The organism is Pseudomonadales bacterium (assembly GCA_024234165.1).
In the GTDB taxonomy this organism is placed as follows: Bacteria; Pseudomonadota; Gammaproteobacteria; order Pseudomonadales; family UBA5518; genus UBA5518.
Genome location: JACKOP010000001.1, coordinates 150640 through 163966, shown reverse-complemented (window position 1 = coordinate 163966; position 13327 = coordinate 150640). Strand labels below are relative to the sequence as shown.

Here is a 13327-nt window from a genome sequence, read left to right as displayed (position 1 = left end):
CACCCTACCCCTTCGCCGCAGTCGAGCCGGACCACACGTCGCGCAGCCCGATCGTGCGGTTGAACACCACCGAACCCTCGGCTCCTGCGTCGGGATCGCGGCAGAAATAGCCTTCCCGTTCGAACTGGCAGGTGCTGCCTGCAGCGAGTCCTGCCAGTCCGGGTTCGGCCTTGCAGCCGCGCAACACCTGCAGGCTGTCCGGATTCAGGTTGTGCAGAAAGCCCTGCTCGGCAGCATCCGGCTGAGGGTCGAGGAACAGGCGATCGTAAAGCCGCACCTCGCAGTCGATCGCCCGCGTGGCCTCGACCCAGTGGATCACGCCCTTCACCTTGCGCCCGTCGGACGGGTTGCGTCCCAGTGTGTCGGAATCGTAGCTGCAGCGCAGCTCGACGACCTCGCCGTGAGCGTCGCGAACCACTTCATCGGCACGGATCACGTAGGCGTTGCGCAGGCGTACCTCGCCACCGCTGACCAGACGCTTGAAGTCCTTGCCCGCCTCCGTGCGGAAATCCTCGCGGTCGATCCACAGTTCACGCCCGAACGGCAACACCCGCTGTCCGAGCTCCGGGCGCGACGGATGTGCGGGCGCCGTCAGTTCCTCGTATCGATCGGCTGGATAGTTGTGCAGCGTGACCTTCAGCGGCCGCAGCACGCACATCGCGCGTGGCGCGCTCTTGTCCAGTTCGTCGCGGATGCAGTATTCGAGCATGCCGAGGTCGACCACGCCGTCGGTACGGCTGACTCCGGTGCGCTCGACGAAGTCACGGATGGCACCCGGCGGAACGCCGCGTCGGCGCAGGCCCGACAGCGTCGGCATGCGCGGGTCGTCCCAGCCATCGACACGGCCTTCGGTGACGAGTTGACGCAGCTTGCGCTTGCTGGTGACCGTATAGCTGAGATTCAGGCGTGCGAATTCGAACTGCCGTGGCTGTGCGGGCACCGGCAAGTGTTCGATGAACCAGTCGTACAGCGGCCGATGGTCCTCGAACTCGAGCGTGCAGATCGAGTGCGTGATGCTTTCGATCGCGTCCTCCTGCCCGTGCGCGAAATCGTAGGACGGGTAGATGCACCAGGCCGTGCCGGTGCGGTGATGCGCCGCGTGCTTGATCCGGTAGAGCACCGGATCACGCAGGTTGAGGTTCGGCGACTTCATGTCGATGCGTGCCCGCAGCGTCATGCGCCCTTCTTCGATTTCGCCGGCACGCATGCGCTCGAGCAGCGCCAGGCTCGCCGCAGACGGACGATCACGGTACGGACTGTCGCGCCCGGGTTCGGTCAGCGTCCCCCGGTAGAGTCGCATCTGCTCCGGGTCGAGTTCGCAGACGTAGGCGAGACCGTTGCGCACCAGGTGCTGTGCCCATTCGTAGAGCGTCCCGAAATAATCGCTGGCATAACGCACCTCGCCGTTCCACGCGAAACCCAGCCATTGCACATCGCGAATGATCGCCTCGACGTATTCGCTGTCCTCGGTCGCCGGGTTGGTATCGTCGAAGCGCAAGTTGCAGCGTCCACCGAATTCCTCGGCAAGTCCGAAGTTCACGCAGATCGATTTCGCGTGTCCGATGTGCAGGTAACCGTTCGGCTCCGGCGGGAAACGCGTGAGCACCGCAGGCACCCGGCCCGACTCCAGGTCGTCGCGGATGATGGTGCGCAGGAAGTTCGAAACACGCTGGGATTCACTCATCGAAACCACGGATCTACGGCAAAATTTGTGGCCGGCGATTATACCCGCCGGGGTAGGTGGCCGAAACAAAACCCGATATGATTGCCGCTCTTTTCATGAACGGTACGACAATGGTCACTCTGCACACATCCATGGGCGATATCACTCTCGAACTCGACGCGGAAAAGGCGCCGCAGACGGTCGAGAACTTTCTGCAGTACGCGCGCGACGGCTTCTACGACGGCACCGTATTTCACCGCGTGATCGACGGCTTCATGATCCAGGGTGGCGGGTTGACTGCGGATCTGGAACAGAAAGGCACGCGTGCACCGATCGGGAACGAGGCGAACAACGGACTGAAGAACAAGTCCGGCACGATCGCGATGGCACGCACCAACGACCCGCACTCGGCCACGGCCCAGTTCTTCATCAACGTTGCCGACAACAAGTTTCTGGATCACAGCGCGCCGACCCCGCAAGGCTGGGGCTACGCGGTATTCGGACAGGTCACCGCAGGCATGGACGTGGTCGACCGGATTCGCGAGGTGGCTACCGGCAATCGCGGCTATCACCAGGACGTGCCGCGCGAAACCATCACGATCGAGCGCGTCAGCATCGCTTGAATCCTGCCCCGCAGATGAACCGGCTGTTCATCTCGGACCTGCACCTCGGCACGGAACGCCCGGCGAGCCGCCAGGCGTTCATGCGTTTCCTTGCCACCCATACGCATCCCGGCGATGAACTCTACATCCTCGGCGATCTGTTCGACGCGTGGCTCGGTGACGACGACGAGTCCAGCTTCGCGCAATCCGTCGTCGATGCGCTGGCTGCACGCACGCGTGCCGGAGTCCGCATCTGCCTGATGCCCGGCAACCGCGATCTGCTGCTCGGCGCGCGCTTTGCCGAGCGCGTCGGTGCGACGCTGCTGCCCGACCCGTGTTGTCGCAGCATCGAAGGGCAACGCGTGCTGCTCGCGCACGGCGACGCACTGTGCAGTGCCGATCACGGCTACCAGCGCTACCGGCGCTTCATCCGCTCGCCGCTGACACGCAGGCTGCTGATGACGCTGCCCGTGGCGGTTCGCCGGCGCATCGCAGCCCGGCTTCGCCGCAGCAGTCGCACGCATACCGCGGCCAAACCCACGCCCCTGCTCGACGTCGTGCCCGCCACGGTCGACGACGCACTGCTGGCCCACCATGCGCGACTGCTGATTCACGGGCATACGCACCGCCCGGCCCGCCACGTGCACACGCACGGAACACGCCTGGTCCTCGGTGACTGGGACGGCAGCATCGCGCGCTACGTGCACTGGCCCGCGGGCGGCGAAGCGCAGTTGCTCGATTTCGACATCGACGCGCAAGCACCGTCCTGCGAACGCTGGACCCTGCCGTGAAGGATGACGCCAAAGGCCTCGTCACACGCCGCGCAATGTTTTGCGACACGCTCTGCACCGCGCCATTTCCAGACCTTATGCCGGGCATCCGGCGATTCAACTGCACCCGCTGCATCCTCTATACTGCGGGCCCGATTTGCCGCGCCCAGGCGCAGCAAACCCCACCATCCGATGCATCGATCGAGGAAACCTGCCGTGCTCGAAGCCTATCGCAGCCATGTCGCCGAACGCGCCGCCCAGGGCATCGTTCCAAAGCCGCTCAGCGCCGAGTGGACCGCCCAGCTCGTCGAGTTGCTCGAGAACCCGCCTGCCGGCGAAGAGGCGTTCCTGGTCGATCTGATCAGCAACCGTGTGCCGCCCGGTGTCGACGAGGCCGCTTACGTCAAAGCGGCGTTTCTCAGTGCGATCGTGCGTCGCGAGGCCCGCTCACCGCTGATCGACCGTGCGCACGCGATTCGCCTGCTCGGCAGCATGCTCGGTGGCTATAACATCGAAACCCTGGTCACAGCGCTCGACGACGTCGAACTCGGCCCGCTGGCTGCCGAGCAGCTCAAGGGCACGCTGCTGATGTTCGACGCCTTCCATGATGTCGTCGAACGGCACGCGGCGGGCAATACGCACGCCAGCGCGGTACTGACGTCCTGGGCTGAAGGCGAGTGGTTCACCAGCCGCCCGGCCGTGCCCGAGTCGATCCGGACCACGGTATTCAAGGTCAGCGGCGAGACGAATACCGACGACCTGTCACCGGCGCCGGATGCCTGGAGCCGCCCCGACATCCCGCTGCACGCGCTCGCGATGTTCAAGATGGCTCGTGAAGGCTTGCAGCCCGACGAGCCCGGAGCAGTCGGCCCGATCCGCCAGATCGAGGAACTGAAGAAGAAGGGTCATCCGATCGCCTTCGTCGGCGACGTCGTGGGAACCGGTTCGAGCCGCAAGTCGGCCACCAACTCGGTACTGTGGTTTTTCGGCGATGACATCCCCGGCGTACCGAACAAGCGCTGCGGCGGTGTGTGCATCGGGGGCAAGGTTGCACCGATCTTCTACAACACGATGGAAGACGCCGGCGCGCTGGTTTTCGAGGCGCCGGTGGAACGCCTGAACATGGGCGACGTGATCGAGGTGCGCCCCTACGATGGCGTGATCCGCAATGCGACCAGCGGTGAAGAACTGTCGCGCTTCGAACTGAAATCCGATGTGCTGCTCGACGAAGTACGCGCTGGCGGGCGCATCAACCTGATCGTCGGACGTGGCCTGACGCGCAAGGCGCGCGAGGCGCTCGACCTGCCGCCGTCCAGGCTGTTCCGTGTACCGCCACAGCCAGCGGACACCGGCAAGGGCTACACGCTGGCGCAGAAGATGGTCGGCCGCGCCTGCGGCGTCGCCGGGATCCGTCCGGGTACGTATTGCGAGCCGCACATGACGACGGTGGGTTCGCAGGACACCACCGGCCCGATGACACGCGATGAACTGAAGGATCTCGCCTGCCTCGGCTTCTCGGCCGACCTGGTGATGCAGAGCTTCTGTCACACGGCGGCGTACCCGAAGCCGGTCGATATCGAGACGCAGCACACGCTGCCCGACTTCATCATGACGCGCGGTGGCGTGTCGCTGCGCCCCGGTGACGGCATCATCCACAGCTGGCTGAACCGCATGCTGTTGCCCGACACCGTCGGCACCGGGGGCGACTCGCACACGCGATTCCCGATCGGCATCTCGTTCCCGGCCGGCTCCGGCCTGGTCGCCTTCGCTGCCGCAACCGGCGTGATGCCGCTCGACATGCCGGAATCGGTGCTGGTGCGCTTCAAGGGCAAGATGCAACCCGGAATCACGCTGCGCGACCTCGTGCATGCGATTCCCTACTACGCGATCAGGCAAGGCTTGCTGACGGTAGAGAAGAAAGGAAAGAAAAACGTTTTCTCCGGACGCATCCTCGAAATCGAAGGCCTCGAAAACCTGACCGTCGAACAGGCCTTCGAACTTTCGGACGCATCCGCAGAGCGTTCGGCTGCCGGCTGTACGATCCGGCTTTCACCCGAAACCATCGCCGAATACCTGCGCTCGAACGTCACGCTGCTGCGCTGGATGATCGGGCAGGGTTACGGTGATGCGCGTACGCTGGAGCGGCGCGCCCGCGCGATGGAAGCATGGCTCGCCAAGCCCTCCCTGCTGCAGGCTGACCCGGACGCCGAATACGCCACGGTGATCGAGATCGACCTTGCCGACGTGCGCGAACCCGTGGTGTGTGCACCGAACGACCCCGACGATGCGCGCCTGCTGTCCGAGGTTGCCGGCGACAAGGTCGACGAGGTGTTCCTCGGCTCGTGCATGACCAACATCGGCCACTTCCGTGCGGCGGGCAAACTGCTCGAGAAATTCAAGGGAGTGATTCCGACGCGGATGTGGATCGCACCGCCGACACGCATGGACCAGCACACGCTGATGGAGGAAGGCTACTACAACATCTACGGCCGCGTCGGGGCGCGCACCGAGATGCCCGGCTGTTCGCTGTGCATGGGCAACCAGGCACGCGTGGCACCTGAATCGACGGTGCTGTCCACCTCGACACGCAACTTCCCGAACCGCCTCGGTGAAGGCGCGAACGTCTACCTGACGTCGGCCGAACTGGCCTCCGTAGGGGCGATCCTGGGGCGCGTGCCAACGGTCGATGAGTACATGGAGTACGCGCGCAAGATCGATTCGATGGCGGCCGACATCTACCGCTACATGAATTTCGATCGTATCGAGTCGTTCCGACAGGGTGCCGAGGAAGGCAAGCGGATCGCAGCGGTCGAGATCGTCGAAGTAGCCGTATAACAGTCACTCCCCACTGCAGCATTCGCTGTTCCGCACGTCCCGGAGCAGCGAATGAGCAGTGCGACACCGGGAACGGACACGAATACGTCGAGACGTGAACTGTGGGTCATGGCTCCCTGATACGCCGTGGCCGGAAGCCGCGAAGCTCGACCTGCAGTCGGAGTTCGCCTTGACGCCGTTCTTCTTCTGCCAGGTTCGCATAGGCCAGCCGGGCGAACAGCGTGCTGATTGCTGCGAAGGCAGGGGCCAGGTCGGGTCTGGCACTGCCGATGCGCGCAGCGTAGGCACCCGGCGCCTCGCCTGCCTGACGTGGCATGCCGATCGCGGCCAGCCGGGCGCAGGCGCGCAGATAGGCGGCAAGCGCGGGGTCGCGGCGCGCTCGTGCCGTCCGGACACCGAACAGGCTGGCTGCAACCAGCAGCAGGACCAGCGCGCCACAGCCCAGCAAGAGTGCAATCACCCGTGCCGGGGTGATACGGCCAAGCAGATCGGTGAGAAAGAGGCTCTGGCGTTCGCCGTCGTAGTTCAGCACCGACCGTGCCCAGTAGTAACCCAGCGTGTCCCAGCGCATGCGCAGCCAGCCGAGCAGGCGGACGTTGCGATAGCGCTCGATGGTGAGCGGACTGGTTGCCAGGAACTCGGCGCCAAGCGCGTCGCCAACGCCCGCTTCGATGCGCTCGGGCGACACCGCTGCGGTCGGATCGAAGCGCACCCAGCCACGCCCGGGCAACCAGGCCTCGCTCCAGGCATGGGCATCGTACTGATGCACCAGCAAGTACCCCTGCCAGGGGTTGCGTTCGCCGCCCTGGTAGCCGACGACGACGCGTGCGGGTATGCCGGCCGCACGCAGCAACACGGTGAACGCGCTCGCGTAGTGCTCGCAGAAACCGCGCCGCTCGCCGAACAGGAACTCGTCGACGCTGTCGCGACCGAGCAATGGCGGCGACATCGTATACACAAAGCCCTCGTCGTGAAACCAGCGCAGCAGTCGCCCTATGTACACCTCATCGCTACCCGTCTCCGCGCGCCATGCCGAGGCCTGTGCGAGTGCCCGCGGATTGAAACCCTTCGGCAGTTGCAGTTCCGCCTGCCTGCGCAAGAGCGAGAGTTCCGGTTCGAGCGTTGCCGCCAGGTCGGCCTGCACCCGGTAGCGCAGCCGCTGTGCCACGGGGCGCGAGTACATCAGCCGGTAATCACTGCCAAGGCGCAAAGCCGCGTCGAAGCCCGTCGGATAGCCAAGCACATACAGCCACGGCTGGTTGCTTGGTTCGAGGATCACCTCGTAGCTGCTGCTGGCACCGCCGGGCAGCCACCGGGCGCGCTGCAAGCCCGGATGCGCTGCACCGCCCAATGCAAATTCGGACTCCATGCGTGCGAGCATGCCCTGGCGCCACTGCCTGCCATCGAACGCCGACAACACCAGGCCACGCCAGTACAGCTCGCGCGGCGCTGGCACGCTGGTGTCGAAGCTCACGCGAAACGCCAACTCGGGCGACGCGCCAAGGCGCGCCACATCTCCGGGCGACATGGTTGCACTCGGCCCGGTGCGCGCGGCCGTGCTGTCGCGCGGAATCGACCACAGCGGTGCGATGCGCGGGAACAGCACGAACAGCAGCAGCATCAGCGGCAGCGCCTGCAGCAGCATCCGCACGGCCACTGCCAGCGGATTCGGGAAACCCGCCGCCGCCTCGCCCTGCTGGCAGGCGACCAGCGCCGCGGTGACCCCGATGCTTGCCAGCAGCGCATACGCTGCGTACGGCATTTCCTGTTCGAACAACAACTGGCAGGCGACCAGGAAATACGCAACGAATACGATCACGAAGCAATCGCGCAGGCTGCGCAGCTCGATTGCCTTCAGCACCGCCGCAATCACCAGCAACGCAACCGTCGGCTCGAGCCCGTGCAAGGCGTGCCACTGCAGGCCAACCGCCAGGAAAGCCATCAGCACCAGCAACAGCCGAACGACCCGCCCCGGGAACGACCACGCTCCCTGGTGCACACGGTAACGCCAGCCGATCGCGATCGCCCCCACCAGCAGCACCCACGGTGGCAGGCGCATGGCGTGCGGGCCGATCGCGAGCAACAGCGCAAACAGCACCCACACCAGCGCACGACGCGACAGCACCGCGCTCACGGCTCGACCGGCCCGTTGCCGAACAGTGCCAACGCAGTCAGGGCCTGGTTGCGCTGTGCATCACCGCGAGCCGGTTCCAGCCACTCGCCAGGCAGCTCGAGACCGTACTCGAGGTCCTTCGCGTGGAAATCCAGCACCAGCCGGCACAGTTGCGCCAACCGCTGTTCGGCATCGCCGCAGCCTTCGGTATCGCTCCAGCGCAGCCAGTGACTGCGGTTGCTGAACACCTTGCGCTCGAAGGTCTGCAACCGCTGCCCCTTGGCCAGCGTCTTCCACGCCACGTAGCGCAGCGGATCGCCGGCGCGATAGTCGCGGAATCCGGAGAAGTCATCGTCGCCACTCTCCTGCGTCACCACGCCATCGGCGGCCTCGGCACGCACGGACGCCGCCATGGCAAATGCAGCGGGTCGTGGATAGACCAGGCAACGCTGCGCAAGGTCGAGCGAGGTCCAGGCGCGCAGCAGACCGAGCGGGTAGCGGGTTTCGATATGTACCCGCGGTGCCTGCAGCCAGCCGCGCCGCTGGGTCGCCAGACCGAGTCGCACCGTCTGCTCCGAATGGGGTGGGATGCGCACCGGCTGCGCTGCACCATCCACCCAGCTCACGAGCAGCCCGTCGCGTGCGCGCCCGCGCGTATCGCCCAGTCGCAGCGTGAAGCAGGCATCGCTGCCTGCAAACACCGGCTCGGCGCCACTGCCGCCGACACGCAGTTGGGCAAGGTTCGCCCAGGTGTGCAGCACGCCGACGACGAACAACCCGCCCAGAAGGAATGCCAGCGCAAGCACCAGGTTGCTCTGGTAGTTGATTCCAGTCAGCAGCAGCACCAGCAGCAGCACCAGGAAGGCGAAACCGCTGGCGGTGGGAAAGATGAACAGGTTGCGTTGTCCGAGCAGATGCCCGGCAGCGGCGGGTATGCGCCGTGCGATCCAGCGCTCGCGGTAAGCGCGTAACGAGCGGGCTGCGCGCCACGGCAGCAGCGCTGGCGCCATCAGCCGAATACGTCCACTTCGCGCAGCAGCCGATCGGCGAGTGCACGACCATCCCCCTCGAAGTCCGCACCTGGCCGCAACCGATGCGCCGTGACCGCCGGCAGCACCGCCTGCACGTCCTCCGGCACCACGTGGGTACGCCCTTCCATGTACGCCCAGCTGCGCGCAGCAGCCATCAACGCCAACGCACCGCGCGGCGACAGGCCTTGCGCAAACCCGGGTGCCGTGCGCGAAAACGCCACCAGACGCTGCACGTAGTCGAGCAGCGAGGCAGATGCGGCAACGTGTGCCGCCTCGCGCTGGATACGGTGCAACTGCTCGCGTGTGATGCGCGCGACGAGCGACTCGGGCGTGATCGAAGCGGTCGCACCGGCCAGGATCGCGCGCTCGGCGTCGCGATCCGGATAACCGATCGAGATGCGCATCAGGAAGCGGTCGAGCTGCGATTCCGGCAAGGCAAAGGTACCGGCCTGCGTAAGCGGATTCTGGGTCGCGATGACGAAGAAGTCGGCAGGCAGCGCTCGCGTTTCGCCTTCGATGCTGACCTGGCGTTCGGCCATCGCCTCGAGCAGGGCACTCTGCGTCTTCGGTGTACTGCGGTTGATCTCGTCGGCCAACAGCACCTCGGTGAAGATCGGGCCGGGGTGGAAACTGAAGCGGCGCGTATCCTGATCGAACACCGATACGCCGAGAATGTCACCCGGCAGCATGTCGCTGGTGAACTGGACGCGCCGGAATTCCAGTCCGAGCACGCGTGCGAGTGCGTGCGAAAGCGTGGTCTTGCCCATACCGGGCAGGTCTTCGATCAGCAGATGGCCACGGGCGAACAGCGCGCACAGTGCCAGGCGTATCTGGTGATCCTTGCCGAGCAGCACGCGAGCGACCTCGCGCACGATGGCTTCGATGACGTCCTGCACGCACTGCTCCCTGCTGCTTCGACCTGTACCCGGGTGATTCCGCTCCGAAGACCGGATCTGCGGGTGCCCTTGTCAGGTGGCGGAACGATCGCTCGCCGCGTACAGGCCACGTGCCAGATCTTCCCGCAGATCTGCCGGGTCTTCCAGCCCGACCGCAACACGGACCAGGCCGGGTACGATGCCCTGTCGGCTGCGCTCCTGCTCCGTCAGACGCCCGTGCGTGGTCGTGGCAGGATGCACGATCGTGGTCTTCGCATCGCCGAGGTTCGCCGTGATCGACATCAGGCGCGTGGCGTCCATGAAACGCCACGCCGCGTCGCGCCCACCCTCGACCGTGAACGACAACACGCCGCCGAAACCGCGCTGCTGGCGACACGCCAACGCGTGCTGCGGATGCGTCGGCAGGCCCGGATAATTGACGCTGACGATCCCTGGCTGGCGCTGCAGCCAGTGCGCAAGCTCGAGTGCGCTGCGGCTGTGCGCCTCCATGCGGATGCGCAACGTCTCGAGGCCCTTCAGGAATACCCAGGCGTTGAACGGACTCATGCACGGTCCTGCAGAACGCTGGAACGCGACCACCTGCTCCATCAGCTCGCGGCTGCCGCACAGCGCGCCACCCAGACAGCGACCCTGCCCATCGATGTACTTGGTCGCCGAATGCACGACCACATCGGCCCCGAGCGCGAGCGGCTGCTGCAACACGGGAGTCAGAAAACAATTGTCGACGACCAGCAGCGCACCATGCGCCTTCGCGATCGCCGCCACGCGCTCGATGTCCACCACTTCGCACAGCGGATTCGAAGGCGTCTCCAGAAACAGCATCCGGGTACGCGGACGCAGTGCTGCCTCCCAGGCCGCGTAATCGGTAGCGTCGACGTAGTCGACGTCGACGCCGAACTTCGCGATGAACCGGTTCAGCAGCATCGTCGTCGAGCCGAACACATCGCGTGAACACAGCAGATGCGAACCACTCTCCAGCAGGCTCATGCACGCAGCAAGGATAGCGGCCATTCCGGAGGCGGTCGCCACTGCCTGGGCAGCGCCTTCCAGCGTTGCAATGCGCTCCTCGAACACGCGCACCGTCGGGTTCGTGTAGCGCGAATAGACATTGCCGCCACCGCCGGCGAAACGTGCAGCCGCATCCGCTGCAGACCCGAACACATAGCTCGACGTCAGGAACAGCGCTTCGGAATGCTCGCCTTCCGCGGTGCGCACCTGGCCTGACCGCACGGCCCGGGTATCGGGTCGTGCGCCAGCAAGTACCCGCTGTCGTTCCTCGTCGTTCATGCGTTGCATGCTCTCCGTGAATGCTCAGCCCGCGTGGTTGTGCAGGCCGAGCAACGTGCCATCACCGGTACGCGCGGTCGCATCAGCACCCGCATGCGCGCATTCGCTGCGCTCGGCCTGCAGTCGTTGCAGATACTCACCGTCGATGTCGCCGGTCACGTAATGGCCGTCGAATACCGAGCAGTCGAACTGCTCGACCCGTGGATTGCCGTCGCGCGAGCACGAGATCAGATCCTCGAGATCCTGGTACACCAGCCAGTCGGCTCCGATCAGCGCGCAGACCTCGTCTTCGCTGCGTCCGTGGGCGACCAGTTCATCCGCCGACGGCATGTCGATACCGTAGACGTTCGGCCAGCGCACCGCAGGCGCCGCGGACGCGAAATACACCCGTCGTGCACCGGCGTCGCGGGCCATCTGGATGATCTCGTTGCAGGTCGTACCGCGTACGATCGAGTCATCCACCAGCAGCACGTTCTTGTCGCGGAATTCCAGTTCTATGGGGTTCAGCTTCTGACGTACCGAACGCTTGCGCATCGCCTGGCCCGGCATGATGAACGTACGCCCGATGTAGCGGTTCTTCATCAGCCCTTCACGGAACTTCACGTCCAGCTCGTACGCGATGACCTGCGCCGCGACGCGGCTCGTGTCCGGTACCGGAATCACGACATCGATGTCGTGGTCGGGCCGAAGGCGTCTGATCTTCTCGGCCAGCCGCTCACCCTGGCGCAACCGCGCCTTGTATACCGAGATGCCGTCCATGATCGAATCCGGGCGCGCGAAATACACGTGTTCGAAGATGCACGGCGAGAGACGCGGGTTCTGTGCACACTGCCGGGTGTGCAGCCGCCCGTGCGTGTCGATGTGGACCGCCTCGCCGGGAGCCACGTCGCGGATCACGCGAAAACCCAGCACGTCGAGAGCCACGCTTTCCGAGGCGATCATGTACTCGCGTCCCTGGGCGGATTCGCGTTCGCCGAAGATCAGCGGCCGGATTCCGCACGGATCCCGAAAGCCCACCACGCCGTGGCCCGCAATCAGCACCAGGGCTGCATAGGCGCCACGCGCACGCCGATGCACGCCCGAAACCGCGGTGAAAATATCCTGCGCATCGGGCGCCAGCTTGCCGAGCAGTTGCAGTTCGTGGGCAAACACATTCAACAGCACTTCGCTGTCCGAGTCGGTATTGATGTGACGCAGGCCGGACTGGAACACCTGCTCGCGCAACTCCACCGAATTCGTCAGATTGCCGTTGTGCGCCAGGCAGATGCCGTAGGGACTGTTCACGTAGAACGGCTGTGCGAGTGCGGAGCTGTTGCTGCCGGCGGTCGGGTAGCGCACGTGACCGATGCCGACGTTGCCACTCAGACGCTCCATGTGTTCGTTGCGAAACACGTCGCGCACCAGCCCGTTGGCCTTGCGCTGCTTGAATACCCCCCGGTCGTCGGTCACGATTCCCGCAGCGTCCTGGCCGCGGTGCTGCAATACCGTCAGTGCGTCATAGAGCTGCTGGTTGACCGCGCTGTGGCCGACGATTCCGGCGATACCGCACATACTCCGCGATCCTCCCTCAGTTTCCCGTGCCCGCAAGCCAGGCGCTCAACACGCCGGTGAATTGCCTGAACCAGCCTTCGAGCAGCAGCAGATGCGGCAGCAGCACGGAGTTCTGCCACCACGCGAAACGCTCCGGCTCGAGCAGGCCGCGCAACATCACGATCGCTGCGAGCAGAACGAACACACCGCGCACGAAGCCGAACGCCATGCCGAGCACACGATCGAATGCACCCAGTCCGGCGAAGCGGATCACACCGCGCAGCAGACGTCCGCACAGCCCGACCGCGATCAACGTCATCACGAACAGCAGTGCGAACGCCACGATCCTGCGGCCCGATTCATCACTGATCGATCCCGCCAGCAGATACGCGAGCCGGTCCGACAGCAGCATCGCTGCAGCGAAGGCGAGCACCCATCCGGCAAGGGAAAAGGCTTCCCTCACGAAGCCGCGCAACACGCTGACCAGCGTCGAGACACCGATCACGCTCACGATGATCCAGTCGGCAGCGTTCAGCGCTTCCACGTGATTTCCGGTCCGGTGATTTGCGCGGCATTCTAGCAAACGCCGCACCATCGGCG

General features: G+C 65.3%; 10 protein-coding genes. 3 read left to right on the top strand and 7 right to left on the bottom strand.

The genetic code is table 11. From position 1 onward, the window contains the following. Nucleotides 1-4: 4 nt before the first annotated feature. Complete coding sequence (locus H7A12_00670; protein ID MCP5319342.1) at nucleotides 5-1684, bottom strand: glutamine--tRNA ligase/YqeY domain fusion protein; 1680 nt, start codon at nucleotides 1682-1684, stop codon at nucleotides 5-7. 110 nt (nucleotides 1685-1794) lie between these two features. Here H7A12_00670 and H7A12_00665 point away from each other — a divergent pair, with 110 nt between their 5' ends. From H7A12_00665 to acnB, 3 genes are all read left to right on the top strand, one after another. After that, the gene (locus H7A12_00665) at nucleotides 1795-2286 is read left to right on the top strand and encodes a peptidyl-prolyl cis-trans isomerase (GenBank protein MCP5319341.1); all 492 of its coding nucleotides are present in this window, start codon (nucleotides 1795-1797) and stop codon (nucleotides 2284-2286) included. Continuing rightward, nucleotides 2283-3056: a UDP-2,3-diacylglucosamine diphosphatase gene (locus tag H7A12_00660; protein ID MCP5319340.1), complete on the top strand. Its 774-nt coding sequence runs from the start codon at nucleotides 2283-2285 to the stop codon at nucleotides 3054-3056. The genes H7A12_00665 and H7A12_00660 overlap by 4 nt, the downstream gene beginning before the upstream one ends. Nucleotides 3057-3227: 171 nt before the next feature. After that, nucleotides 3228-5870 carry a bifunctional aconitate hydratase 2/2-methylisocitrate dehydratase gene (gene acnB / locus H7A12_00655; GenBank protein ID MCP5319339.1) on the top strand — a complete coding sequence of 881 codons (2643 nt, stop codon included), beginning with the start codon at nucleotides 3228-3230 and terminating at the stop codon, nucleotides 5868-5870. Nucleotides 5871-5976: 106 nt separating this feature from the next. On the opposite strand, the gene H7A12_00650 is transcribed toward acnB, so the two are convergent. The 6 genes from H7A12_00650 to H7A12_00625 all read right to left on the bottom strand — a co-directional run bounded on the left by H7A12_00650 (nucleotide 5977) and on the right by H7A12_00625 (nucleotide 13322). Further along, nucleotides 5977-8004, bottom strand: coding sequence for a DUF3488 domain-containing transglutaminase family protein (locus H7A12_00650; GenBank protein MCP5319338.1), 2028 nt, complete (start codon nucleotides 8002-8004; stop codon nucleotides 5977-5979). Further along, nucleotides 8001-8993 carry a DUF58 domain-containing protein gene (locus H7A12_00645; protein ID MCP5319337.1) on the bottom strand — a complete coding sequence of 331 codons (993 nt, stop codon included), beginning with the start codon at nucleotides 8991-8993 and terminating at the stop codon, nucleotides 8001-8003. Before H7A12_00645 ends, H7A12_00650 begins: the two co-directional genes overlap by 4 nt. Then, the gene (locus tag H7A12_00640) at nucleotides 8993-9910 is read right to left on the bottom strand and encodes an AAA family ATPase (GenBank protein ID MCP5319336.1); all 918 of its coding nucleotides are present in this window, start codon (nucleotides 9908-9910) and stop codon (nucleotides 8993-8995) included. Before H7A12_00640 ends, H7A12_00645 begins: the two co-directional genes overlap by 1 nt. 72 nt (nucleotides 9911-9982) lie before the next feature. Further along, the gene (locus H7A12_00635; GenBank protein MCP5319335.1) at nucleotides 9983-11197 is read right to left on the bottom strand and encodes an O-succinylhomoserine sulfhydrylase; all 1215 of its coding nucleotides are present in this window, start codon (nucleotides 11195-11197) and stop codon (nucleotides 9983-9985) included. Between the two features lie 24 nt (nucleotides 11198-11221). Continuing rightward, on the bottom strand, nucleotides 11222-12748 hold the full coding sequence (gene purF / locus H7A12_00630; GenBank protein ID MCP5319334.1) for an amidophosphoribosyltransferase: 1527 nt from the start codon (nucleotides 12746-12748) through the stop codon (nucleotides 11222-11224). Between the two features lie 16 nt (nucleotides 12749-12764). Beyond that, a complete protein-coding gene (locus H7A12_00625) occupies nucleotides 12765-13322 on the bottom strand; it encodes a CvpA family protein (GenBank protein MCP5319333.1) in 558 nt (185 codons plus the stop codon). Between the last annotated feature and the right edge of the window lie 5 nt (nucleotides 13323-13327).